Origin of the sequence: Paraburkholderia sp. GAS448, from assembly GCF_050435685.1 — a bacterium.
In the GTDB taxonomy this organism is placed as follows: domain Bacteria; phylum Pseudomonadota; class Gammaproteobacteria; order Burkholderiales; family Burkholderiaceae; genus Paraburkholderia.
The window spans coordinates 320,204-342,351 of the sequence record NZ_JBNDKT010000005.1; the positions used below are offsets into that span (position 1 = coordinate 320,204).

Sequence of the window (22,148 nt, forward strand, 5' to 3'; positions counted from 1 at the left end):
AATGCGGCGCCCATCGAAAAGGCGCCGCATTGCGGCCCCTGTTCCTTTTCTACTCGAAAGGAGATCGTTCATGACTTACGTAGATGGATTTGTCGCCGCCGTGCCCGTGGCCAATCGTGAAGCGTACAGAAAGCATGCCGGATCGGCAGCGGCTGTCTTCAAGGAGCACGGCGCACTGAGCGTGGTCGAGTGCTGGGGAGATGACGTCCCGGAAGGTAAGTTGACGTCTTTTCCGATGGCGGTCAAACGTCAGGATGATGAGGCGGTGGTGTTTTCCTGGGTTGTCTGGCCTTCGCGTCAGGCGCGAGATAAGGGAATGAAAGCGGTAATGGCCGACCCGCGGGTACAGCCTGACACGAATCCCATGCCTTTCGACGGCAAGCGGCTGATCTACGGCGGCTTTGAAGTGATCGTGGAAGTATGAGGGCAAAGACGGTGGCGCCAGTCAAACATCCTCTGGCGCCGGTTCCGTGCGTTGCTTTTTGACACGATGCGCTCACGGTTCTTCAGTGGGAGCGATCGCCCTCTCGCTGTGGCGCGGCCCTTTCGGCGTGGTTGACAGACGACGCCGACGCAGTCGGCCTATCCGCGCAGATACGGTCCCAGTAGCGGCAGGTCGGCGCCTCCAAGACGGTCGTGTGCGGTCTGTACCTGGTGCCAGTAGGGGTAGAGCAGAGGCGGCGCGCTCACCTTGTCGAGTCGTGCGCGTTGCCCGGCGGTCAATGTGAGATTCGCGGCGTCGAGGTTGTCGCGCAACTGGGTCTCGTTGCGTCCGCCGATGATGACCGAGGCGACGGCGGGGCGCCCAAGCGTCCACGCAAGCGCAACCTGAGCGGCCGAGACCTGATGCTCGTCGGCAATCCCCACGAGTACATCGACGATCGACCACAACCGCTCCTCATTGCGGATCGGTGGCTCGGTCCAGCCAGCAAGCTGGCGCGTGCCCCCAGGCGTCGCGTTGCGACGGTGCTTTCCGGATAGCAGGCCGCCTGCGAGCGGACTCCATACGAGAATGCCGAGCCCCTGATCGAGTGCGATCGGCGCGAGCTCGTATTCCGCTTCGCGTGCTTCGAGCGTGTAGTGGATCTGCTGGCTTATGAAACGCGGCAGGCGGTCTCGTTCGCTCACATGCAACGCCTTCATGAGGTGCCAGCCCGAGTAGTTCGAGCAGCCGACGTATCGGACCTTGCCCTGACGGACCAGCAGATCGAGCGCTTCGAGCGTTTCTTCAAGCGGCGTTATCCCATCCCATTGATGAACCTGGTAGAGGTCGATCACATCGGTCTTGAGGCGCCGGAGGCTCGCTTCGCACGCTTCTATCAGATGATGCCGCGACAGGCCCCGATCGTTCGGACCGTCGCCCATGGGGAAGCGCGCCTTGGTGGCGATCAGCACGCCACCCTTGCGTTTGCCACCGAGCGCCGCGCCGACGATCTCCTCCGACGCGCCATTCGAATAGACATCCGCTGTATCGATCAGATTGACGCCGGCGTCGATACACATGTCGATCTGCCGGCGCGCCTCTTCGAGGCCGACCTCGCCGACCTGTGCGAATTTGCCTTTGCCGCCCATCGTCATGGTGCCAAGGGTGATAGTCGATACCTTGAGACCCGAACGGCCGAGTTGACGATATTCCATGTTGAAGCCATCTCCTATAGCTGTTGCCAAGAATCCAGGACCCGCGCGGGGCCGTTTCGATCATCTTCGCGGACAAAGCGTGCCCGATGTCGTTGCGAGAGCGCGGTCAGGCATTCAACAATAGAGGAGATTGAATTATCATTCAAACAGAAATATGTGATTAAATTGTGCACTTGTAGTGCTTAATCGTGGAACCAGAGTGCGAGGGACGCGGCGTGGATCTGAAGCAGCTTGAACATTTTGTGGCAGTCGCGGAAGAAAGGCATTTCACGCGCGCGTCGCGGCGTCTCAACCTGGTTCAGTCCGGGTTGTCGGCGTCGATCCGGTCATTGGAGGAGGACCTCGGCGGACCATTGTTTGTCCGCAGCACGAGGAGTGTCGGCCTGACGCCCGCTGGCGAAGTGCTCTTCGACGAGGCGCGGCGCGTGCTCGCCGCAGCGCGCGAGGCGCGGCACGCCGTGACGCAGGTGCATGGGCTCGCACGCGGTCGGCTTGGCATTGGTGCGATTCATAGCCTTGCGCCCTTCGTCGATCTGCCTGCTTCACTGGGGCAGTTTCGGGCCGCGTTCAGCGGGATCGACATCGAACTGACACTCGACGGCTCGCGCGCGTTGATTGATCAGGTGCGCGAAGGCCGCCTCGATCTCGCATTCACGCAGCCGCCGGATCCCTTGCCCGACGATCTGGGGATGCACATGTTCGCGTGTGAGGGGATGGTCGTGGTCTGCGCGGAGAATCACCGGCTCGCGGGCGCGAGCGACCTCAAGCTGTCCGATCTCAGCGAAGAAACGTTTGCCGACCTCCGTTCTGACTGGAGCGTGCGGCGCCTCGTCGATCGAAGCTTTGCGGCTGCCGGGCTGCACCGTCGAACCGGCTTCGAGGTCAACGATCTGCCGATGTTGCTCGAACTGGCCGCGCAGGGCCTTGCGATCACCATGGTGCCTGAATCGGTGGCCGCCGCACGGGTGCGCGATACGCGCGGCGCGTCGATCGCGACTGCAACGTTGCGCGAAAGCGAGGAACCCTGCTGGGAGCTTGCGGCGGTATTCAGGGGCGGCGTGCGCAACGAGCTGACACCACTTGCCCGGGCCTTCCTGGACTTGCTCCAGTTGCCCGACGTCGCATCCTGATGCTTGGTGACGGGGTTGGCTACGCAAATCATGCTGCTCGCACGTCGGTGAAACCTCAGATCGAGGTCTATTTTTTACGCAGACGTTCCTTCACGAGGCGAGCAATGGCCGCCGGCGCCTGGTCCGGTATGGCGAAAACCGAGCCTTGACGGCAGGTAACCTGCCGTACTACTTGAAGTACGGCGCCGGCAGTACGGTGAACAGGTAGCAGGGCAGGAAGGTCCCGAGCGCGGCGACGCAGGCCCCCGGCAGTCCTGCGACCAGGTAACCGATGAAGCCGACCGTGATCACGACCGGCCCCGGCGTGATCATCGCGACGGCCACCGCATCGACGAACTGCTTGTCGTTGAGCCAGTGATGTTCAGTCACCACGCCACCGTAGAGGAACGGCACGATTGCGAGGCCCGAGCCGAACACGAACGCGCCGGCCTTGGCGAAGAAAAGGCCGATCTGGCCGAGCAGCGGCAGGTCAAGACCACTGAGGACGCCGCTCATGCCGGGGGCCTGCGTCACGGCAAGCGCATTCAGTCCGCCCTTGCTGAACCAGTTCGGTGGGGCACGCCAGAACCAGTTGAGCAGGCCGCCTGCGATAAACAACCATGCGATCTCGGATTGGGTGACCACGGTGACGACCGCGAGCGTCAGGAATATCGCCCACAGAAGTCTGTTCGTGCCGACGGTCTTCCTGGTCAGCTTGTATGCGCTCATCGCGATGATTCCGACCACCGCGGCGCCAACGCCATAGAAGACCGCCTGCATCCAGGAGAGGCCGCCATACTGGGCGTCGGCCCAGGTCAGGGTCGCCGCCGTGTCGGGCAGGATTGCAATCAGCGTTGCGTGACCGGAATTGGGCTCTTATACGTTTCGAGTGGAGAGACCGTTGCGTGGACGGTTCGCTGGACTCGGCGTCAGTGGAAACCGTATTCGGGGTTACGCCGATCGAAGGTGGATTCGCTCCAGTGGCGAGGCACGACGTCTTCGAAATGGATCAGCTCTAATAGTCTGCCGCGTTCATCCCACGTGGCTTCGCCGATCGGCCAGAGGTGTTGAAGATCGAATAGCAGTCTCACACGCTGCGCGTAGTGCGCGGGGGGGCCCGACGGAGCAGTCCATGTCCAGGCAAGCAACCGCATGCCTTGCACGTTCACGAGCTCGATGCGGGTCGGCTTTTCAGTAAGGCCCTCGTCACGAAAGCTGCGGACGTCGTGCTCGACGGTGCGCGCAATGAACTGCAGACCGAGATCGCGGACGCTATGGCGGGACTGGGCGTGAGCGAACAGACCATCGATTGCGATCTTCCCTGACACGATATGCAGTGGGCCACCCAGATGGCCGAAGATACTATCTGGATCGGCCGTTTCGTCGTAAAGAATCTCCTGTCCAGCATGGGCACCGTCCGGTAGCCATTTTGCGTAGACTTTTCGTGGATTGTCCTGGTATCGGATAACCATGTGATCGGGACGGTCGGGCCATCTGCCGGATACGCGTTCCTGCCGGAACATCCGGTATTCGTAGGCGTCGTCGAGGACCATGTCCGACTTTGCGTAATCGACGAAGGCCTCCGGTTTCATCGCGTCCATCAGGGACAGGATCTGCTCGTCCGTCAGGGCCAGAAGGGAGTGGTTTTCGATCCGCGTGCGCAATGACGCCGCCTGTTTGTCTGCGGTCAGACACCGGAACTGGTCGACGTCTGCGCTCACGGCATCCGATGTGGCAGCATCGGTGCATCTCGCCGACGTACCGGATGAAGCCGGCTCAATTGGGCTGGTCGGTTGGGCAAAAGCGCCACCTGAGATGATCATGCAGGTGAACGCGAGCGCACGCAGCAACGTCCGCGCGGTTGCCTGCCATCCTGCAGCAGGCAGCGTGCTCCGGCTTGCTGGATGAACAGCAAGCCGAGATCCATAAAGCATCACGGGTTCAAACCATCGCCGAGTGCCAGGCTTCGCAATGGCCCCCACTGTGCGCTGCATACGTCGATTGCCATGGATCGCAATTGCGCTTCGGAGCCTTGGCCGGTCAGCGCGCATCCCATCCCCTGACTCCCCCAGTAGAACGTGCTGCGGTTGCCGTCACGAAACGGGCGGAACGCCGTCGCGTCCTTTGGAACCGCTGCGACGTACATCGTGCGCCGGGCGCCGGCCGTGCTCTGATACATGAATTGCGCGGCCGGGCCGGACTCGCCGGGCAGCAGGCGACCGCCGATCAGCGAATCCCATTGCCATGCAGGAGGCTGCCACGCCTGCCTGCCGCCACCACGGCACGCGGTGTCGCACGACGATACATCGCCCATCGTCTCGCGGGTTCCCGATCAGTGCAGTCAACGCAGCTTTTTGCGCGCGGTAACCGGCCACGCGGTCGGCCGCCCCGAGGTCGATCGTCAGCCAGACGAGCGTGGCTGAGCGATCAGTGGCGGACAGCTCATTGTCGGCAAACGCCGATAGCGGCCGCAGATCCAGCGCGTCCGAGCCTTGCCTCTCCCAGTCACTATCGTCGTTCATGGCGCGTTTCACACTACCCCGGTTCGGGGCCTCGTGATAACGGAATGTCGAGCATGGGCCAACGGCCGGATCCGGGGTTGCCCGACGGGCAGGCAATGGTGCCTGCAATGCACGTTGCGCAGAACCAGCCCGTCGCGCTCGCCCGGCCTACCCGTCCGGCTTCGAGACTCATGGAAGTAATCCTGGTCCCTGCAACCCCGGCGCGGTCATCAATATCCGCCACTGCTACCGCTACTGCCACCGCCGCTTCCACTGCTGGACGTCGTCATGGAACTAGATTCCTGGTCCATCGTAAACCCAGACAAGCGGTTCCCTTTGTATGTCAGACTGCCACGACGTACTCCTCAATGAGCGTTTTTGCCATCAGCTTGACGTCGACATCGCCACCGGCTAACAGCGACCGGCAGCACTCCTGAATCATTGAGCGGCTTGCGTAGCTTGTTACGCAGTTCGTTTTTAAGTGGCCCCTTTGGGCTATTTCGGATGCAAGGGGTTCAGACCGTTTGTACTCGCGAAGGTCGATGATTGTCCCAGTCGCGCTATCTGGAAAATCGGAATAACCAGGCTGCGCTGAACGCGTGTTGATGACGATCGACAGTGCACGTCGGTTCATGGCACTTCGTCCGGACCTTAACAATGAATCGCCCCGCTGCGCCATCATGCGTAGCGCGGTCAGCCACACGCACGATGCTCGAGGCGATTTCTGGAGGAAAACATCATGATCCCCAGTCCACGCACCGCGATCTTTCTTGGTGTGACCGCGCTCGGCCTCGTTTGCAGCCCTGGTTACGCAGAGGAGACGATAAAAGCCACGCTGCTCAAAACCAAGACGATCCAGCTTGATACGAGTCAAGTGAAGGCCGGGTCAGTCGCGTTCGACGTGAGCAACGCACCCGACACCGGTATGACACACGAATTCGTGGTCCTCAAAACGGACCTGGCCGCCGACAAGTTGCCGGTTAAAAACGGACAGGTGCCAGAGAGCCAGTTCAAAAAGTTGGGAGAGGTGGAGGACATAGCGCCGGGGACGAGCAAACATATGACACTCAAGTTGGCACCGGGCCACTACGTGTTATTTTGCAACCGACCCGGCCATTACTCGATGGGTTTGCATGCCTCTTTGGTCGTCACGCCCTGACCTGCCTGCGTCATGGGGCTTTGATGCACCACGATTCGCTTTCCCCGATGGCGTGAGGTCGTTCGGGGATGGTGGACGCGAATGGGTTAAGCAGAGAGTCAGTTCAAATAGAAGCGCTCAGGGTAATCGGTCGAAGGCCGGTAGCTAAAGCCAGCCTGTTTCGGGAGTTCTGCAGCAGGAACCAGCGGGGAAGTGGACGGCGTCTACGGACACATCCACTTGAAAATGTAGCGCGCGTCGCACACGTTCGTTGCAAGCTGCAAAACCTGCACTGGGACATGCGAGTGCGTCCCAGAACGTTTCGAAGATCCCGGTCCCAGGCAGCCGCAGATCGCGCTCGGACAGCGCCCCTGGCAGCATGATGAGATGGCGCCAGAGATGGATGCTACGCAAGGGGGCTGTGAAGTTTCCGTTAGACAACATCAGATTCTTTGAAGTCGGCCAGTCGTTGACGAATTAGCCGATCCAGCGGTCTCGTAGCCAATGATCGACGGACAAGGGTCCGGCACCGCGGCATAGGAGCACCAGCAGCATGGCCACCCACTGGATATGCGTGGGCCATGCCTGGGGATAGACGAATATTTCGATGACGGTTGTCATCCCCAGAAGCACTAACGCCACGGGCCGGGTGGCCAGGCCGAGTATCAGCAATACCGGCGTTGTCAACTCGATCGACACGGCCATGTAGGCGGCAAGCTCCGGCGGCAGGAGCGGCAATCTGTATTCGTCGCGGAACAGGGCAAGGGCGGCTTCCCAGTTCGCCAGTTTGGTCATCGCGGAGTTCCAGAAGACCGTGGCAACCGCAATGCGTAAAGGGATGGCGAGGAGCGCGTAGGGTACACGCTCGAGCCATCCGGCAAGACGCATGATTCGACTGCTATTGACCGGTGACAGGGTGATGGGTTGATGAGAGCGTGTCATGGGTGGGTCCTCCGGATCTCGCTTGCAACTGCCTCCGGAACCACGCTGACCTCTGCAAGGCATCCGCTGGCCAGAAGCGTGGCGAGCACGCTGTGCGCGTCGTCGCATGGCGTCCCTTCCAGTGCCGCGGACAACGGCTTTCCCGAAAACAGGCCTGCCGTAAGGCGCCATTCGCACTCGCCCATACGCGTTACCTCGATACCGCTCCGCGTCCGGTGAACGAGCAGCCAGACAGGTCCCTCCGCGAGATCGATCGCTGCCATGGCCCGGTCATCGCGCTTCAGTACCGCACACCAGATGATGTCGACCGGGAATTCACATCGCAGCAGTCGCACCGCCGGATGGGACTGGAAGCGCAATTGCGCCGGCCCGGCTTCGCTCTGTGCCGTCAGGCGCGCGATATCGAGCGAAGGGGCGTCGGGGGCGTGCAGGACAACGTTGACGTGCCATTCCAGACGTGCCACGTCGGCGAGGTAAGGCACCGACGCCGCCTGCGGTAGCCCGCCGAGAAAGTCCGGAAATTCTGCACCGTATTCATCGAGCCACGCACTGCGCGGTGGAGCTTGCGCGATGAATAGCCCCGCGGCGCCCTCAAAAAACTCCGGACCGACCAGATGCTGCACCGCCGGGAAAGCCAGACTGAGGGCCGTCGCCAGGACGTTGGCGCGTGTGTTGCGATAGATGTCGAGCCGTGCGCCCGCGTCCAGGCCGTCCGCGATCACCCAGGCCGACGCGTCGCCGTCCGCACGTTCCAGCAGGCTTCGCTGTATCGCGCGCTGCAATTCAAGCAGCGCTGGCGTCTGCGCGTCCATGGCGTCGTCTGTCCAGTTCGGTGTCGGCAAGGGCTGCCTCCTCGATCAGGGTTTCAATCGGCGGCACGTCGGTATCCCATTCGATCAGCGTCGGAACCGGCCCGAAGCGCTTGAGCGCCTCGTGATAAAGCGCCCAGACCTGCGGTGCGACGCGTGAACCGTGGTCGTCGATACGCAAGCTCTGTCCGTGATCGAGCAGCCGGATGCTGTGCCCGGCGAGATGGATTTCGCCAATCGCGGCCGCAGGCAAGGCATCGAGGTAGGTCATCGCATTCCAGCCGTGATTGCAGGCGCTCACGTAGATGTTGTTGACGTCGCACAGGATGCCGCAACCCGCGCGCTGTGCGACCTGGGCGAGGAATTCCCACTCCGGAATCGTCGAGTGACTGAACCGCAGATAGGTCGACGGGTTCTCCACCAGGATGCGCCGCCTGAGACAGGCCTGCACTTCATCGACATGTTGGCAAACAATGTTCAACGCCTCTTCAGTCATCGGCAGCGGCAACAGGTCGGCCATATACGTGCCGCCGGCGACGCTCCATGACAGATGTTCGGAAACGAGGCCGGGGTCGACCCGCTCGACTACACTGCGCACCCGCGCCAGATGCGCGGCATCAAGCCCTTCGGCGCTGCCGAGGGACAGCCCCACGCCGTGCAGCGACACCGGATAGTCGCGGCGAATTGTGTCCAGGTATTGGGGTGCGCTGCCGCCGCCCATGTAGTTCTCGGTATGCACCTCGAACCAGGCGACTGCGGGTCGCGTGTCGAGCACCGCCTGGTGATGGCGAAAGCGCAGCCCGATGCCGGCTTTCATCGGAATCGGGCTGGAAGCCCGCTGCGCGTGGACCATGGGAACGCTCATCAGTGGGTATCGGCTCAGCTTGCCTGCAGCTTGCCGCCCTGAATCTTCGAGCAGTCACCGGCCGGCAGCAGCACGAACGACTTCGGATCGCGCGCCTGGGTCGCCTGACCGGCACACGAGTGGGCGCCCTCGGCGCAGTCGTTCTTCGCGACCGAATTGACGCCGTAGCATTTTTCCAGCTTGTTCTTCTGCATCCGCGCCATGTTGTCCTGGACGACCTGCGGCATCTTGCTCATGTCCTTCATCTCCTGCGCCTGTCCTGGCAACGCCTGCATCGCAAGCGCGAGACCGATCGCGGCGGAGAGGGTCGAAGCGGCCAGTAGCGGCTTACCCAGTTGCTTGCTCATTTCGCATCCTCCTGAGGTTGAGGTCGCAGAATCGCAACCTGCAGGAAGATTCGTCGGGCAAGGTGCAAAGGTTACGCCGCTCGCAAAATTTATTTTTTACGAAAACGGCTGCCCGACGTGCAAAATTGGTGCATGTCCTTCAGAACACACCGCCCCGGCCCAACGCTGAGCGTCGTACGGAATGCTCGCGATGCGGCACAGGCTGATCACGCTCCCGAAACGTCGGAGACGCGCCCCGATGGCACGCTCGACTGGTCGATCCTGATGGCTCACGCGCAGGCGGGCGACCGGGACGCGTACCGGCGCCTGCTCGAAGCGATCACACCGTATCTGCGGGCGCTCGCGGCCCGCCAGATCGGTAACCGGAGCGACGTCGAAGATACGGTTCAGGACATTCTGCTGACCCTCCACACGGTGCGTCAGACGTACGACCCAGCCCTTCCGTTTGGCCCCTGGCTGATCACCATCGCCAACCGGCGCATCGTCGACAGGCTGCGGCGTCAGGGGCGTCTCGGCGCGCACGAAGCACAGTTCGATCCGGAACATGAAACCTTTCAGGCTGCCGAAGCGAATCTACAGGAAGAGGCGGCGGATGCTGGCACCCTGCGCGACGCGGTTGAGCGCCTGCCGGCCGGACAGCGGGACGCCATACGCATGCTGAAACTTGAAGAAATGTCGCTGAAGGAAGCCGCTGCCGCGAGCGGCATGTCCGTGGCTGCGCTGAAAGTGGCAACGCATCGGGCCTTGACGAATCTGCGCCGGTTGATCGAAAAGCGGGGTGGCCGGTCATGACCTCAACCTCCGATCTGATCGATTCGCTGGTCGCGGACGCAAAGCCGGTGCGGCGCCTGCGACCGCCTGTGACACGGGCTCTGTGCTGGTTGCTGTTTGCGGCGCTGATGCTGACGCTGGTCGCGCTCGTGCATGGCGTTCGCCCTGACCTGATGCTCAAGCTGCGTCAACCTACCTTTGTCATTGGCGTGGCGGCAGCGCTGATCACCGCCGCGCTCGCCTCGACGGCGTCGTTCATTGCGAGCGTGCCGGGCCGGTCGCGACGGTGGCTCTGGCTGCCTGCACCCGCCGTCGTGGTGTGGATTTCCACGATTGGCTATGGCTGTCTGACGAACTGGGTGAGCATCGGGCCGGACGGGATGTCGCCGGGCGAAACCGCGCGCTGCTTCGCGACGCTCGCGATCACCGGGATCCCGCTGTCGCTGGTGATGCTCATCATGCTGCGGTACGTGGCGCGCCTGGCTCCGACACCTGTGGTGATGACGGGAAGCCTCGCAGTTGCCGCGACGACCGCGGCCGCTCTGTCGCTGTTCCATCCGCTCGATGCGACGGTCATGATCCTGATGTGGAACTTCGGCGTGGCGACGCTGCTCCTGGCTCTCAGCGGCCTGTACGGACGCCGGCTGTTCGGCTGGGTGGCGCCGCAGGGATGAGTCGGACCGACAGGGACGATTGGCGAAGGTGCGCCTTGGGCCGGGGCCCTGAAGGTTGGCGACGCCACGGAATCCGGGGACTCACGCGGACAAACCGCTTCAAGGAAATGGAAATGACACCGCTTGCCGGAAAGGGCTCACTGATTGCCGGCGTACTGGCCGCCCTCGGTGCCTCGGTGTGCTGTGTCGCACCGCTCGTGCTGCTGGCGCTTGGCATCGGCGGCACGTGGGTGGGTAGCCTGACCGCGATGGCGCCGTACCGGCCCATCTTCATCGGGCTCACACTGCTGTTTCTCGGTCTGGCTTTTCGCAGGCTCTACCTGGTGCCGCAGGTCTGTGCGCCGGGCGCACCCTGCATCGATCCAGGCGTGGTGAAGCGACGGCGGATAACGTTCTGGATCGTTACCGTGCTGCTGCTCGGACTGCTGGCCGTGCCGTCACTGGCCTCACTGTTCTCCTGAAAGGAGGTTCCCATGCGCAAACTGCTGATTACCGCGCTTGCCGCCTTGCCGCTCCTGGCGCTGGCCGCTGCGCCGAAAACTGTCACGCTCGACGTGAAGAACATGACGTGCGAACTTTGTCCGGTCACAGTTCGGAAGTCGCTCGAAAAGGTGCCCGGCGTGAGCGTCGTCAAAGTCGATTTCGGCAGGAAGACGGCCACGGTCACCTATGATCCCGGCAAGGCACAACCCGAGGCTCTGACCAGGGCGGCCACGAATGCGGGCTATCCCTCGACTCTACAGAAGTGAGGCTGCGATGGATGCGATCGTCCTGGAATCCGTGCTGACCTGTCCGCACTGTGGTTTTGCCCGACAGGAAACCATGCCCACGGATGCCTGCCAGTTCTTTTACGAGTGCAGCCACTGCAAGGCCCTGTTGCGCGCCAATCCGGGGGACTGCTGCGTATTCTGCTCGTTCGGTTCCGTGAAGTGCCCGCCGATGCAGCAGCAGCGCCGCTGCTGCTGCAGGGCGGTCGGGTAACCATGCCGGGCCGCCGTCGGTGGCGGTTGATGCATTGCCCAGTGAGCCTCCGGAGGAAGGAGACACACTCGTCGTGGACGCCGTCGACACCACGACCGCGGCTGCCAGGCTGGTCGTCGGTACCTTCGCGGCACCGGCCGAGTTCGAACGAGAACTCATTTCGGAGCGTACCGTAGCCGGCCTGGCCTCTGCCCGTGCAAGAGGGCGAAAGGGAGGCCGCCCGTTCACGATGCCGACCGCCAGGCTGCGGCTTGCGATGGCGGTGATCGAATTACCGGGGAGCAAGGTGAGCCGGCTGTGTGAGGAACCAGGCATCACCCAACGGACGCTCTACCGTTACGTGCCGCCCAAAGGCGAGTTGCGGCCGGATGGTGAGAAGCTGCTAACCAGACTGTGATCTGATGAGGGATAGAGGCGTTGCATCTACCACGCCGGGCTCAGCCTTTCGGCTCCATGATGCGCAACGTCGTTCGCCCCTGAATATTCTTGAGCGGGAAGTAGGCGCGGTGCGTCGAGGCATCCACTGCGACGACATGCGCATTGGGGCCGATGTGGCCGTCGCCTACCTTCGACACATGGCCTGCGTCGGTCTTGAACATGGAGACGATGCCGGCTTCGCCGGCAATGTAGAGCAGATGCAGTTGCGGGTCGAAGGCGAGGACGTCCGGATCCTCGCCGACGTCGAAAGATGAAGTGACGCGCATCGTTTGCATGTCGAGCACTAGCAGCTTGTCGTTGCCTTCGCAGGCGATGAAGGCGAGTCGTTGCTTCGGGTCGATCAGCAGTCCGTGATTGCCTCGCGCGCCCGGCAAATCGATGCGCGTGATGATCCGGTCGGTGGCGGGATCGATCTCGACCAGTTGTCGTCGTGATTGCTCGTTGACGAAAATATGCCGGGAAACCGGATCGTATTGGGTATTGCCGACCTCGCCGCCTAGCGGGATCGTCGCGACCCGAGTGTTCGAGCGAACGTCGATCACTGTCTCGGTTTCGCCTGTTTCATCGGAGACATACAGCTTGTGGGTGTCGGGCGCATAAGCCATGCCGTCGGGATAAATGCCGCCCGGCAGGCGCGCGGTGATCTTGAGCGTGGCTTCGTCGATCCCGACGACCTCATTTGAGCCGGTGGCCGACGCATACACGCGTGACAGCTCGGGAATGGCGAGTACGCCGTGGACAGAGGCCACGTCTGGAATCCGGGCGATCACGCGCGCAGCGCGTGTGTCGAACACGACCACCTCGCCGTCACCCAGATGGGCGATAAACAGCAGATGGCGATCCGTGTCAACGCTTGCGTAGTCGAGTCGGGTCGGCCGTCCGCCCAGCGGAACGTCGGCGACCTGTTTCAACGGAAGAGCGTCCATTCCAACACTGTTGTCTGCGCCTGATGCGGAGAACACCACCGCCCCCAGCGCGGCAGCGATAGCACACGCGACGGGAAGCAGCCAACGGGCAGCGGACCGGGTCCGAAGCGCATTCATGATGGGAATTTCAATCGGTGAGTTTCACGCGCCGGAATGCTCCCAGCAGCGTTAGGTCATAGCCAATCTTGAGCAGCCCACAGGCAACAAGCGGTGCGCTGGCCCAGCCCAGCGCCAGCAGTGCACCAGCCAGCGTGGGACCGAGCGCCGAAGCGAGGCTTCTGGGGACCGACGTGAAGCTCGCAGCCGCCGGGCGCTCGGGCGGCGTCACGACTGCCATCACGTAGGCGGTCCGGGTTGGTACGTCCATTTGCGACAGCGCGCTGCGCACGAGCAGTAGTGCCAGTGTCGACAGCAAGGACGGTGCGAAGGCAGCAGCGATCAGGCAGAGGCTGGACGGGATATGGGTGAACACCATCGTGTTCAGCAAACCGATTTTGCGCGACAGCGGCACCGCGGCGAGCTGGGAGCCGGCCGTCAACAGCCCTGCCCAGAAAAAGAACTGGCCTGCGCCCGCCAGCGAAAGTCCAAAGCGCTGCATCAGCCATAGCGATAGCAACGAGTTGACAACGAGGCCGCCGGCAAATGCGTCCACGCTGAAAAGCAGCGCGAGTCGCGTGACGATCCCACGCGACGGACCCAGCGGCGCACTGCGCGACCGGTCCTGCGACTGCGGCTCGGGCAGCTTGCGATAGAGGAACCATAGCGCGATGCCGACCAGCGCATAAACGCCGAACATCGCGCGCATGGCTGCGAGCAGTGACAGGCCCGCATGCGCGACGAGCCAGCCGGGAATCGCGGCAGCCAATGCGCCTGTCGCGGCGCACACCGCGCCCACCAGACTGTAACGGGCGAATATCGCCGTACGGGCGTCCCCGGCGGCCGCACCGGCGAGACGCGCCAGTTCCAGCGGCAGGAACAGGCTAACGTCACCTGAACTGGGATTAAGCGTGCCGACGAACGCAACAAGCAGTAACGGCCACAATGCAGACAGGCCGGCGAAACCCATGCCGGTCGCGGTCATCAGGCCTGCCGCCAGAATGAGCATGCGACGCAGTGCATAACGACGGGCGAAGATGCCGACCAGGATCGTTGCTGCCGCCGAGCCGATCAGTGTGGCGCTGCTGACCAGTCCCACGTCCAGTTGACCGAAACCGAGCGCAAGCAGGTAAGCGGGCAGCAACACGGCGACAAACCCGTCGCAAATGCCACGTAATCCGCGACCGATGAGGATCGGCAACGCGCTTGCGTCGGCACCAGCCGGCAGCATCAGGCGTATTGCCGCATGGTGGCTTGCGGTCGAGACCGCTGTCCTAGGCGTGCGCATCGCCCTGACACCATGCGTAGAGCGCGTCATAGACGACCATGCCGTAACGTAGCTGTTCGTGATCGTCGGCGAAATGGCGCGACAGCCCCACCGAAATTGCGTAAAGGCCGCTCGCCTCGGGCGCGAGGTCGAGCCGGCTGGTATCTGCACCACGTACGATCTGCGCGAGCTTCAGTAGAGCCGGGTCGGTCAGCCGATACCTGCGCAGGAACGCGTCGAAGCTGCACAGTTCGCCGTGGTGACCCAGTTCGACATTCGGCACGTCGTAGGGAATGGCACCCGTTTCCTGTGCCACCCGTTGCACGTCATCACGCGGCACGTAAAGGAACTCGGCCTGACTGTCGATGAACCTGACGATCAGCCAGGGACAGGCGATCCGGTCGACCTTCGGACGTTCGCGCGTGATCCATTTCATGACGGTCTCCGGGCAGGCAACGCCGCCTGCAGCCTGAGCGCCGCGTTGTCCCAGTTGATGAGGCTAAAAAGCTGATTGACGTAATCGTTTCGCCGGTTCTGGTACTTCAGGTAGTACGCGTGCTCGAAAACGTCGAGGATGAGGATGGGCTGGATGCCCCAGGCGGTCAGCTTCTGATGGTTCTCGCATTGCAGGATCATGAGCTTGCCCGTCGCAGGGTGGTAGCCAACGACACCCCAGCCCGATGCTTCTACAGCAATCGTTGCGGCAACCAGTTGTGCCTTGAACTTCGCATAGGAGCCGAAGTTCCTGTCGATTGCCTTTGCAAGGTCGCCCTTCGGTTCACCGCCTTTACCGGAGATGCTGGTCCAGTAAATCGTGTGCAGGATGTGGCTCGATAGCTGGAACGCGAGTTCTTTCTGGTAGAACTTCACCAGCGCGAAATCGTTTGAGTCCCGCGCCTTCGCGAGGCCGTCTTCAGCCTTGTTCGCGGCAACCACAGCGGGCTTGTGGTGAAAGTTGTAGTGCAGTTCGACGGTGCGCGCGTCGATGACCGGTTCAAGCGCGTCGTAGGCAAATGGCAGCGGTCCAGCGGCATACTTGCCGTCCGCGTCAGTGAGCTTGTCGGTGTAACCGGGCTCTTCTGCGGCACTTACAGTTTGTGCCTGGGCCAGCATGATGCCCGCGCCAACCGCAGCGGTGTCGTGCAGGAAGGTACGACGTGTTGCCATGATTACGTTCCTCCTGGATTGCGCGCACGCGCGTGCCGTCAGATGGCGTGCGAATGGATGAGCGGATAGACGGCCAGACCAAACAGGGCAGCCGCAACGACAATCACCGGCTCCTGCAGCTTCTTGAAGCGCCAGAGCAGCACGACGGTCGCAAGGGCGAGCACAACGGTCGGCCAGTCAACGATGGAGCGCCGCGCGATGACAATTACTGAGCCCGTGATGGCACCCACTGCAGCGGCCGTGATGCCGTGGACGAACGCCTTGACGGCAGGTAACCTGCCGTACTTCTTGAAGTACGGCGCCGGCAGTACGGTGAACAGGTAGCAGGGCAGGAAGGTCCCGAGCGCGGCGACGCAGGCCCCCGGCAGCCCCGCGACCAGGAAACCGATGAAGCCGACCGTGATCACGACCGGTCCCGGCGTGATCATCGCGACGGCCACCGCATCGACGAACTGCTTGTCGTTGAGCCAGTGATGTTCGGTCACCACGCCGCCGTAGAGGAACGGCACGATCGCGAGTCCCGAGCCGAACACGAACGCGCCGGCCTTGGCGAAGAAAAGGCCGATCTGGCCGAGCAGCGGCAGGTCAAGACCACTGAGGACGCCGCTCATGCCGGGGGCCTGCGTCACGGCAAGCGCATTCAGTCCGCCCTTGCTGAACCAGTTCGGTGGGGCACGCCAGAACCAGTTGAGCAGGCCGCCCGCGATAAACAACCATGCGATCTCGGATTGGGTGACCACGGTGACGACCGCGAGCGTCAGGAATATCGCCCACAGAAGTCTGTTCGAGCCGACGGTCTTCCTGGTCAGCTTGTATGCGCTCATCGCGATGATTCCGACCACCGCGGCGCCCACGCCGTAGAAGACTGCCTGCATCCAGGAGAGGCCGCCATACTGGGCATAGGCCCAGCCGAGCGCCACAACCATCAGGAACGAAGGCAGGACGAAAGCGATACCGGCCACCGTTGCACCGACGACGCGGTAATGTACGTAGCCAAGGTAAATGCCGAGTTGTGCAGCGAGAGGACCCGGCATCATTTGAGCCAGAGCCAACCCCTCCTTGTAGTCCTGTTCGCTGATCCAGGCACGGCGTTCGACGAGGTCGCGGTGCATGTAGCCAACGAGCGCCACCGGGCCGCCAAACCCGAAGGTACCGAGCCGCAGCATGTAAAGGATCAACTGGCCAAGCGTATAGTCTGGTGTGGTCGCCGTCGTGGTGTTCATGACCGGCCCCCTTCGTTGCTGTTTTTTGTGCTCGCCGTAAAGTGTGCGTAGATTGAATCCAGCACGCGACCCATCTCGTCGAGCAGTTGATCGTCGTCCAACGCGCGTTGCCGCGCGCCGGCCATCACTGCTTCGAAGCCGATTGCCTCGGGCACCGGTGCGCCGCCGACATCGAGCGCGTGCACCAATTCACCGAGCCGAAGAAGCGCCGCATCGTCACCGAGACCGAAGCTCACGACCAGCACCTCAAATGTCACGCGATCGCCTACGTGAGTAAAAGCGGCGCCGTCGAAGTCGAATCCGAGTGCATCCGGCGGGCAGGCCTCCGGCGAATCCAGCCAGAGGAAGCGCGCCTTCGGGTCGATGAAGCGACGGATCAGCCAGGCGCTGGCGACGCGGTCGACCCACACCCGCTGCCGGGTTGCCCACGTGCGGGCCTGGTACTCGTCGCGCCGTAACGGCCGGATGGCCTGCTCGGCCGCATGCGGCTCACCCGGCGACAGGACCGTATCCGCGAGCCCCAGAAAGTCTTCCCAGGCGACTTCGGCGTCGGTCGATGCCGCTCCCGGGAAGTAGTCGATGGTCCGGATCGCGTCATAGTCCTTGCGCAGGCGCCGTAAGAGGCGGGTGACCTCTGCGGGTGGCTGGCCTCCCAGCGTTTTCCGCGCGGCTCCCAGTGACGCGACGAAGGTCGCGTAGTCGTCGTTCCGATCGAACAGCGACCGAAAGTCCGCTTCCTGCGGCGCGTCGAGGCTTTGCGCGCGCAGCAGATGGGCGGTGCCGCCGGCTTCGTCGATGCTGCCAGCGAGTTCGCGCAGCATGTCCTCACGCTCCGCGGTATGCGGCAACACGTAGATGCCGTCGCGCAGGACGACGCACCCCTTCGCCTTCAGCGCCCGCCACGCCCGCATGCGCGCGGTGGCGTTTTCGGTTGGGAACGTCAGGACGAGGACAGACCAGGTGGTTAGACTATTCATGTAAAGTAAGCTACACGCGTGTAGCGTTATTTACAAACGATTTTTGTTTCAGTTCCGGCAGGGAGCGCAATGCATGTCGTGGAATTGAAGGGCCGAGGTGCGCCAGTGCCTGGCATGCGGCTGCCAGGCACTGGCGCACGACCTGGCTTCCAGGACATTTGATTTACAAGGAGCCGGCTCGAACTCGAGCCATGTCACGCACGCTCCAGCCTGGCGGATGTTCGAGACGATCACGATCGCCGCAGTCCGGGCCCGGGAGCTGTGGCCGGCGGGGCTCGCACAACTAGCTGGAGAGCTGGTTGGGAGCGACGTCGAGGATCAGGTTGGGTCTGAAGATGAACCGGTTTCTGGCGGCGGCTGCAGAAGGCACCGGCCGTCACCTGGACGAAGCGGGAACTCGCTTGCGGCCTTAGTGAATGTGGCGGTGATGAATATCGGGGAAATGCGCGTGCGTGTGGGTAATAGGCGTGTGCTGGTGGGGATGCGTGTGGGGCTCCTCACCGTCCCACTCAAAGTCGTGTGTGTGCTGATGGTGCTCGTCGTGCCGATGCCGATGGGTATGGTCCAGGACCTCGTGAGTGTGCGGATGTTCATGCCACTCACGGATATGCAGCCAGATTCCAAGAGCCATGAGCGCAGCCGCAATCCAGAAAGACAGCGATGGCACTTCGGGCCAGAAGAAAAGCGATAACGCGACGCCGAATATTGGGGCGACAGAAAAATACGCGCCGGTTCGGGCGGCACCGAGATTTCGCAGGGCGACGACAAAAAGAACCAGGCTTACGCCGTACCCAGCGAAGCCGGTCAGCATGGCTGCCGCAATCTTGCCGATGCCGGGTAGATGCGCGCCGAGAAGCAGCGCGATGCACAGATTGACTGAGCCCGCGACCAGTCCTTTCAGACAGGCAATGACCATCGCGTCGTTCGCTGACACCTTACGCGTCAAATTATTGTCGACTGCCCACGCAACGCAGGCTGCGACCACGAGCAATGCACCTGGCGCGACGCCAGCGGCACCCGGCTGCCACGACAGCACGACGCCACCTGACACGATTGCGACCATCCCGAGAAATATCTGCACGTCGACATTCTCGCGGAACACAACCCAGGCAATCACCGCCGTGAATACGCCCTCGAGGTTCAGCAGCAGGGAACTGGTTGCAGCAGGCGTCGTGCTGAGGCCGAGCATCAGCAGCGCAGGTCCCGCGACGCCGCCTGCTGCGATTGCGCCAAGGAGCCAGGGCACCTCGGCGAGCTGAATCCGGCTTTCGTTTTCTCGTCCACCGGCCGTGCGACGGAACCGCTGAAAGAGAATTCCGAAGGCAAGACCGACACCGCTACCAAGGTAAAACAGACCCGCGACCATGAAGGGCGAGAGAGAGCCGAGCAGGGTCTTGGCGAGAGGTGTGGTTGCGCCGAATAGCGCGGCTGCCAGAAGAGCAGTGAAAGCGGCGTTGTGACGGCTATGCATGAGCGGAAGTTCTATATCGTTGAATGTTGCCGTCCGAGGACCTAACACGAAGCGCTTCGTAGGCACGGCGCAGGAGGCCGGGATTCGCCCAATAGGATAACGTCGCCAGCTTACGGAATATGACGCCAGAAGTGCGGGTCACACTGTGCTCGTCAAGCCCCCAAGGCATACGACTGTCCGCTCCCACTGCTACTGCGGTAGTTCGCCGCGATAACATGAACGTCGCATGAGGGTCGCGTGCTGCCGATCGCAGCCTGGCGACGTTGAAGCTGTGTATGCCAATTGCATGAGGCAGTACCCGGCCATGAAGGGACGTTCGCTCGGTGCGGCCGAATCTCCGCTCGTTGGCCCGTACCGGTCATTCATATTTCACGGATAGCGAATCACGGCGGATCGAGCATACCGCTTGTCCGTGTCGCGGGGCCCGGATTAACAATCCGGACTGCCCGCGCATTTGAGACCGTCTCGCGGACTTATCCTGAATTGCCGCCAATTCCGATGCCGACATGTGCCGCCTCGTCTACAGGTCAGGCAATTGTGTCGTACCGTGTCGTAACTCTGGCGTAGGATCAGCAACAGGAGGCGGTGATGAGAAGCGCAGACGCATCGTGCTGGCCGAGCCCGCCGGATTGCTGGCCAAGAGCCCGACTGGCAGGGAAGACTATCCTGGACGCGCGCCGGTGAACGCCCAGGCTTGCAGCCAGTCAACGACCCGTCGATCCAAGGAGACACCCATGATCACCGCCATCGTCCTCTATGACCTGCCGTCGGACATCGGCCTCGAGGAGTGCCGCGCCCACTTCACGAAGATCGCCCCGGACTTCCTCAAAATTCCCGGTTTTCTGCGCAAACAGTTCATCTGTGCCCGCGACGGCAAGGTCGCGGGCGGCGTCTATTTGTGGGAAAGCCAGGAGGCGGCCGAACGCTTCTATTCCGGCGAATGGCTCGCCGGAATCCGCGCCCGCTACGGAACGGAGCCGACAATCAGCTATTACGAGACCGTCGCGCTGACCGACAAGGCGGGCGGCCAGGCAGGCGGGCTCGACTGATCGGCGGTGGGGACCGGCCCTGCGGGACGCAATCGGATATTCATTTGCATCCAGGCTCCGCAATCACATACGACCCGCATCTTGCGATGTGGTTGGACAACGCAGGCGATTGGCTGGACGAAGCTCATGGCCGGACCTTCGCGCCGCTACTGCGAGTGACCTTAACGGGTCGAGTACAGAAGCTCGTGACGCGGTCGGCACGAATGCACAGCGTTCGAACCGCGATCTTCGGCAACCGGCCATGAGCCGTCGTTCGCCCGTATCCGCATTCAGACGTCGGGCGACTGCTTCGCTCAGTAAGCGACCGTTCGGCAGGCTCAATAGTTGGAGCGGACAAGGCTGGGTGCGGCTGACGCAATGTGCCCTATGATTGGTCGGGGTAGCAAAGCTTTGAACTTGCGATCTCCGCGTCCCGAATGCGGCGCCGTATGTCCCAGTGTGTCCCCCTGAAGACGGAGTCAATCATGCTACACAATGTACTGGCCGCCGCTCCGGCCATGGTCCTGTGCCTGCTGCTGCAAGGCGTGGTGGTAGCCATCTGCCTGCGCCGGTACGCGCGCTTCCGGCGCAACGTTGAGGGTCAGGATTTGTTGTGGGTGGACGTCCTGCTATTGATAACCGTGATGCTGCTGACCTTGCTCTGCAATTTCGCCCAGATGGCAATCTGGGCTGCGCTGTTCATGTTCCTGGGCGAATTTTCCGATTTCGCCACTGCTCTGTATCACTCCGCGGTCAACTTCATCACGCTGGGCTACGGCGACATTGTCATGTCCAAGCGCTGGCGCATGCTTGGCCCAATCGAAGCTGCCAACGGCATCCTGATGTTCGGAGTCTCAACCTCGGTTATGACGGCTGCGGTCATGGATGTGATTAAGTACCATCAAGCCCGGTTGCAGAAGGAGTAGCCACGAAAGTACTGCACATGAGGCGCCGAAGGAATGAAAATCGGCAGCAGCGGGCCGCGGCGGTTGCTCGAGTGGCCGTTGGTCCCTTGCATGTGGTCGTTGACAGCCCGACGAGGCGAAGGGCCGAAGTGGGTCGATCACGGTCGGTCGCGTCAGACGGAGCACCAATCGAATGTGTCGATGCAAGCCAACGCATTTGATGGCGCCCTGCCGCTAGCACGTTGTGTCAATCTCTTTTGCCGCAAGATTTCTGGTCGAATCGCGTTGAGGTGCGTTTGTGTCGAACTCTATTTCTCTGAAGTGAGTGCGCGTGTGTCGCCTGGCTCCTGATTTTATGGGGCAGCATGTGTCAAACTCTATTTTCCATCACATCTGGCGAAGCGGCGGTTGCTATGGATCTGGATTTTCGACAGGCTGTCTCCGCAGACTCGGAGTGGCTATTTGACACGTACCAGCGAACGATGAGGGATTTCGTTACCGCAGCGTATGGCTGGGACGAGAACCTGCAACGAGCGGGGTTTGCAAAAAGCGTTCGCCAGGGCTGTTGTCAGATCGTTACGTGCGAAGGCAACCGATGCGGGTTTGTGCACTGGGACGTCGAACCAGATCTCGTATGGCTGAGGATGCTGTGTATTGTTCCGGAGATGCAAAACAGGTCGATCGGCAGTGAAGCGATTGCCAAGGTCATGTCGCTGTCCAGTTCCTTGCAAAAACCGCTGTACCTGAATGTCCTGCTGTGCAACCGGGTCGCCTATGACTGGTACAGAAGAATCGGTTTTGTCGAAATCGAGAACGACGGCAAGGTCTCCACGCTGGTGCTTGCTCCTTCGGCAAAGACGAACAAACAGGATTGA

General features: G+C 62.1%; 27 protein-coding genes and 1 pseudogene. 12 read left to right on the forward strand and 16 right to left on the reverse strand.

From position 1 onward, the window contains the following. The first annotated feature begins 70 nt into the window (after window positions 1-70). On the forward strand, window positions 71-424 hold the full coding sequence (locus P3T23_RS12805; protein ID WP_429316526.1) for a DUF1428 domain-containing protein: 354 nt from the start codon (window positions 71-73) through the stop codon (window positions 422-424). Between the two features lie 158 nt (window positions 425-582). On the opposite strand, the gene P3T23_RS12810 is transcribed toward P3T23_RS12805, so the two are convergent. Continuing rightward, window positions 583-1,638, reverse strand: a complete 1,056-nt coding sequence (locus P3T23_RS12810) for an aldo/keto reductase (RefSeq protein WP_429316527.1) — start codon at window positions 1,636-1,638, stop codon at window positions 583-585. A gap of 215 nt (window positions 1,639-1,853) precedes the next feature. Between P3T23_RS12810 and P3T23_RS12815 the strand changes: the two genes are divergently transcribed. Then, window positions 1,854-2,768 (forward strand): LysR family transcriptional regulator, encoded by a 915-nt coding sequence (locus P3T23_RS12815; protein WP_429316528.1) that lies wholly within the window; start codon window positions 1,854-1,856, stop codon window positions 2,766-2,768. 171 nt (window positions 2,769-2,939) lie between these two features. On the opposite strand, the pseudogene chrA reads toward P3T23_RS12815, so the two are convergent. The 4 genes and pseudogenes from chrA to P3T23_RS12835 form a co-directional block, all read right to left on the reverse strand. Continuing rightward, window positions 2,940-3,605, reverse strand: a pseudogene (gene chrA, locus P3T23_RS12820) (chromate efflux transporter); the annotation flags it as partial. Between the two features lie 71 nt (window positions 3,606-3,676). Next, window positions 3,677-4,468 (reverse strand): DUF1571 domain-containing protein, encoded by a 792-nt coding sequence (locus P3T23_RS12825; protein ID WP_429316529.1) that lies wholly within the window; start codon window positions 4,466-4,468, stop codon window positions 3,677-3,679. A 212-nt stretch (window positions 4,469-4,680) separates the two neighbouring features. After that, window positions 4,681-5,061 carry an anti-sigma factor family protein gene (locus P3T23_RS12830; RefSeq protein ID WP_429316530.1) on the reverse strand — a complete coding sequence of 127 codons (381 nt, stop codon included), beginning with the start codon at window positions 5,059-5,061 and terminating at the stop codon, window positions 4,681-4,683. A gap of 530 nt (window positions 5,062-5,591) precedes the next feature. Further along, window positions 5,592-5,882: a hypothetical protein gene (locus P3T23_RS12835; RefSeq protein WP_429316531.1), complete on the reverse strand. Its 291-nt coding sequence runs from the start codon at window positions 5,880-5,882 to the stop codon at window positions 5,592-5,594. 105 nt (window positions 5,883-5,987) lie between these two features. Here P3T23_RS12835 and P3T23_RS12840 point away from each other — a divergent pair, with 105 nt between their 5' ends. Next, on the forward strand, window positions 5,988-6,407 hold the full coding sequence (locus P3T23_RS12840) for a hypothetical protein (RefSeq protein ID WP_429316532.1): 420 nt from the start codon (window positions 5,988-5,990) through the stop codon (window positions 6,405-6,407). Window positions 6,408-6,863: 456 nt separating this feature from the next. Here the strand turns inward: P3T23_RS12840 and P3T23_RS12845 are convergent, their stop codons facing one another. From P3T23_RS12845 to P3T23_RS12860, 4 genes are read right to left on the reverse strand one after another with little or no spacing between them, the layout of a single operon-like run. Further along, complete coding sequence (locus P3T23_RS12845) at window positions 6,864-7,274, reverse strand: DoxX family protein (protein ID WP_429316673.1); 411 nt, start codon at window positions 7,272-7,274, stop codon at window positions 6,864-6,866. 50 nt (window positions 7,275-7,324) lie between these two features. Next, entirely contained in the window at window positions 7,325-8,140 is an 816-nt protein-coding gene (locus tag P3T23_RS12850) for a DNA-binding domain-containing protein (RefSeq protein ID WP_429316533.1), read from the reverse strand. After that, a complete protein-coding gene (bufB, locus tag P3T23_RS12855) occupies window positions 8,112-9,002 on the reverse strand; it encodes an MNIO family bufferin maturase (protein WP_429316534.1) in 891 nt (296 codons plus the stop codon). Before bufB ends, P3T23_RS12850 begins: the two co-directional genes overlap by 29 nt. Before the next feature lie 14 nt (window positions 9,003-9,016). Then, window positions 9,017-9,349, reverse strand: coding sequence for a BufA1 family periplasmic bufferin-type metallophore (locus P3T23_RS12860; protein WP_429316535.1), 333 nt, complete (start codon window positions 9,347-9,349; stop codon window positions 9,017-9,019). Between the two features lie 132 nt (window positions 9,350-9,481). Here P3T23_RS12860 and P3T23_RS12865 point away from each other — a divergent pair, with 132 nt between their 5' ends. The 6 genes from P3T23_RS12865 (at window position 9,482) to P3T23_RS12890 (ending at window position 12,172) form a co-directional block, all read left to right on the forward strand. Then, a complete protein-coding gene (locus P3T23_RS12865; protein ID WP_429316536.1) occupies window positions 9,482-10,141 on the forward strand; it encodes a sigma-70 family RNA polymerase sigma factor in 660 nt (219 codons plus the stop codon). Further along, complete coding sequence (locus tag P3T23_RS12870) at window positions 10,138-10,794, forward strand: NrsF family protein (protein ID WP_429316537.1); 657 nt, start codon at window positions 10,138-10,140, stop codon at window positions 10,792-10,794. The genes P3T23_RS12865 and P3T23_RS12870 overlap by 4 nt, the downstream gene beginning before the upstream one ends. 113 nt (window positions 10,795-10,907) lie before the next feature. After that, a complete protein-coding gene (locus tag P3T23_RS12875; protein WP_429316538.1) occupies window positions 10,908-11,255 on the forward strand; it encodes a mercuric transporter MerT family protein in 348 nt (115 codons plus the stop codon). Between the two features lie 12 nt (window positions 11,256-11,267). Further along, window positions 11,268-11,543, forward strand: a complete 276-nt coding sequence (merP, locus tag P3T23_RS12880) for a mercury resistance system periplasmic binding protein MerP (RefSeq protein WP_429316539.1) — start codon at window positions 11,268-11,270, stop codon at window positions 11,541-11,543. A gap of 7 nt (window positions 11,544-11,550) precedes the next feature. Further along, window positions 11,551-11,775, forward strand: coding sequence for a GDCCVxC domain-containing (seleno)protein (locus tag P3T23_RS12885; RefSeq protein WP_429316540.1), 225 nt, complete (start codon window positions 11,551-11,553; stop codon window positions 11,773-11,775). Window positions 11,776-11,809: 34 nt separating this feature from the next. Next, window positions 11,810-12,172: a recombinase family protein gene (locus tag P3T23_RS12890; RefSeq protein ID WP_429316541.1), complete on the forward strand. Its 363-nt coding sequence runs from the start codon at window positions 11,810-11,812 to the stop codon at window positions 12,170-12,172. 40 nt (window positions 12,173-12,212) lie between these two features. Here the strand turns inward: P3T23_RS12890 and P3T23_RS12895 are convergent, their stop codons facing one another. From P3T23_RS12895 to P3T23_RS12925, 7 genes are all read right to left on the reverse strand, one after another. After that, a complete protein-coding gene (locus P3T23_RS12895) occupies window positions 12,213-13,256 on the reverse strand; it encodes a YncE family protein (RefSeq protein ID WP_429316542.1) in 1,044 nt (347 codons plus the stop codon). A gap of 10 nt (window positions 13,257-13,266) precedes the next feature. After that, on the reverse strand, window positions 13,267-14,523 hold the full coding sequence (locus P3T23_RS12900) for an MFS transporter (RefSeq protein WP_429316543.1): 1,257 nt from the start codon (window positions 14,521-14,523) through the stop codon (window positions 13,267-13,269). Further along, window positions 14,510-14,938, reverse strand: a complete 429-nt coding sequence (locus P3T23_RS12905; RefSeq protein ID WP_429316544.1) for a chromate resistance protein ChrB domain-containing protein — start codon at window positions 14,936-14,938, stop codon at window positions 14,510-14,512. The genes P3T23_RS12900 and P3T23_RS12905 overlap by 14 nt, the downstream gene beginning before the upstream one ends. Next, window positions 14,935-15,669 (reverse strand): superoxide dismutase, encoded by a 735-nt coding sequence (locus P3T23_RS12910; RefSeq protein WP_429316545.1) that lies wholly within the window; start codon window positions 15,667-15,669, stop codon window positions 14,935-14,937. Before P3T23_RS12910 ends, P3T23_RS12905 begins: the two co-directional genes overlap by 4 nt. A gap of 38 nt (window positions 15,670-15,707) precedes the next feature. Beyond that, window positions 15,708-16,892: a chromate transporter gene (locus P3T23_RS12915; RefSeq protein ID WP_429316546.1), complete on the reverse strand. Its 1,185-nt coding sequence runs from the start codon at window positions 16,890-16,892 to the stop codon at window positions 15,708-15,710. Next, window positions 16,889-17,869 (reverse strand): chromate resistance protein ChrB domain-containing protein, encoded by a 981-nt coding sequence (locus P3T23_RS12920; RefSeq protein ID WP_429316547.1) that lies wholly within the window; start codon window positions 17,867-17,869, stop codon window positions 16,889-16,891. Before P3T23_RS12920 ends, P3T23_RS12915 begins: the two co-directional genes overlap by 4 nt. A 409-nt stretch (window positions 17,870-18,278) precedes the next feature. Then, on the reverse strand, window positions 18,279-19,340 hold the full coding sequence (locus tag P3T23_RS12925; RefSeq protein WP_429316548.1) for a DMT family transporter: 1,062 nt from the start codon (window positions 19,338-19,340) through the stop codon (window positions 18,279-18,281). 734 nt (window positions 19,341-20,074) lie between these two features. Here P3T23_RS12925 and P3T23_RS12930 point away from each other — a divergent pair. The 3 genes from P3T23_RS12930 to P3T23_RS12940 all read left to right on the forward strand — a co-directional run bounded on the left by P3T23_RS12930 (window position 20,075) and on the right by P3T23_RS12940 (window position 22,148). Continuing rightward, window positions 20,075-20,389, forward strand: coding sequence for a YdhR family protein (locus P3T23_RS12930; protein ID WP_429316549.1), 315 nt, complete (start codon window positions 20,075-20,077; stop codon window positions 20,387-20,389). Between the two features lie 464 nt (window positions 20,390-20,853). Continuing rightward, window positions 20,854-21,294, forward strand: a complete 441-nt coding sequence (locus P3T23_RS12935) for an ion channel (protein ID WP_429316550.1) — start codon at window positions 20,854-20,856, stop codon at window positions 21,292-21,294. A gap of 392 nt (window positions 21,295-21,686) precedes the next feature. After that, window positions 21,687-22,148, forward strand: a complete 462-nt coding sequence (locus P3T23_RS12940; protein ID WP_429316551.1) for a GNAT family N-acetyltransferase — start codon at window positions 21,687-21,689, stop codon at window positions 22,146-22,148.

What these genes read in the sequence shown, in the direction of transcription:
- P3T23_RS12805 (WP_429316526.1), top strand. Translation starts at nt 71, where the DNA reads ATGACTTACGTAGATGGATTTGTCGCCGCCGTGCCCGTGGCCAATCGT.
- P3T23_RS12810 (WP_429316527.1), bottom strand. Translation starts at nt 1,638, where the DNA reads ATGGAATATCGTCAACTCGGCCGTTCGGGTCTCAAGGTATCGACTATC.
- P3T23_RS12830 (WP_429316530.1), bottom strand. Translation starts at nt 5,061, where the DNA reads ATGGGCGATGTATCGTCGTGCGACACCGCGTGCCGTGGTGGCGGCAGG.
- P3T23_RS12835 (WP_429316531.1), bottom strand. Translation starts at nt 5,882, where the DNA reads ATGAACCGACGTGCACTGTCGATCGTCATCAACACGCGTTCAGCGCAG.
- P3T23_RS12840 (WP_429316532.1), top strand. Translation starts at nt 5,988, where the DNA reads ATGATCCCCAGTCCACGCACCGCGATCTTTCTTGGTGTGACCGCGCTC.
- P3T23_RS12845 (WP_429316673.1), bottom strand. Translation starts at nt 7,274, where the DNA reads ATGCGTCTTGCCGGATGGCTCGAGCGTGTACCCTACGCGCTCCTCGCC.
- P3T23_RS12850 (WP_429316533.1), bottom strand. Translation starts at nt 8,140, where the DNA reads ATGGACGCGCAGACGCCAGCGCTGCTTGAATTGCAGCGCGCGATACAG.
- bufB (WP_429316534.1), bottom strand. Translation starts at nt 9,002, where the DNA reads ATGAGCGTTCCCATGGTCCACGCGCAGCGGGCTTCCAGCCCGATTCCG.
- P3T23_RS12860 (WP_429316535.1), bottom strand. Translation starts at nt 9,349, where the DNA reads ATGAGCAAGCAACTGGGTAAGCCGCTACTGGCCGCTTCGACCCTCTCC.
- P3T23_RS12865 (WP_429316536.1), top strand. Translation starts at nt 9,482, where the DNA reads ATGTCCTTCAGAACACACCGCCCCGGCCCAACGCTGAGCGTCGTACGG.
- P3T23_RS12870 (WP_429316537.1), top strand. Translation starts at nt 10,138, where the DNA reads ATGACCTCAACCTCCGATCTGATCGATTCGCTGGTCGCGGACGCAAAG.
- P3T23_RS12875 (WP_429316538.1), top strand. Translation starts at nt 10,908, where the DNA reads ATGACACCGCTTGCCGGAAAGGGCTCACTGATTGCCGGCGTACTGGCC.
- merP (WP_429316539.1), top strand. Translation starts at nt 11,268, where the DNA reads ATGCGCAAACTGCTGATTACCGCGCTTGCCGCCTTGCCGCTCCTGGCG.
- P3T23_RS12885 (WP_429316540.1), top strand. Translation starts at nt 11,551, where the DNA reads ATGGATGCGATCGTCCTGGAATCCGTGCTGACCTGTCCGCACTGTGGT.
- P3T23_RS12895 (WP_429316542.1), bottom strand. Translation starts at nt 13,256, where the DNA reads ATGAATGCGCTTCGGACCCGGTCCGCTGCCCGTTGGCTGCTTCCCGTC.
- P3T23_RS12900 (WP_429316543.1), bottom strand. Translation starts at nt 14,523, where the DNA reads ATGCGCACGCCTAGGACAGCGGTCTCGACCGCAAGCCACCATGCGGCA.
- P3T23_RS12905 (WP_429316544.1), bottom strand. Translation starts at nt 14,938, where the DNA reads ATGAAATGGATCACGCGCGAACGTCCGAAGGTCGACCGGATCGCCTGT.
- P3T23_RS12910 (WP_429316545.1), bottom strand. Translation starts at nt 15,669, where the DNA reads ATGGCAACACGTCGTACCTTCCTGCACGACACCGCTGCGGTTGGCGCG.
- P3T23_RS12915 (WP_429316546.1), bottom strand. Translation starts at nt 16,892, where the DNA reads ATGAACACCACGACGGCGACCACACCAGACTATACGCTTGGCCAGTTG.
- P3T23_RS12920 (WP_429316547.1), bottom strand. Translation starts at nt 17,869, where the DNA reads ATGAATAGTCTAACCACCTGGTCTGTCCTCGTCCTGACGTTCCCAACC.
- P3T23_RS12925 (WP_429316548.1), bottom strand. Translation starts at nt 19,340, where the DNA reads ATGCATAGCCGTCACAACGCCGCTTTCACTGCTCTTCTGGCAGCCGCG.
- P3T23_RS12930 (WP_429316549.1), top strand. Translation starts at nt 20,075, where the DNA reads ATGATCACCGCCATCGTCCTCTATGACCTGCCGTCGGACATCGGCCTC.
- P3T23_RS12935 (WP_429316550.1), top strand. Translation starts at nt 20,854, where the DNA reads ATGCTACACAATGTACTGGCCGCCGCTCCGGCCATGGTCCTGTGCCTG.
- P3T23_RS12940 (WP_429316551.1), top strand. Translation starts at nt 21,687, where the DNA reads ATGGATCTGGATTTTCGACAGGCTGTCTCCGCAGACTCGGAGTGGCTA.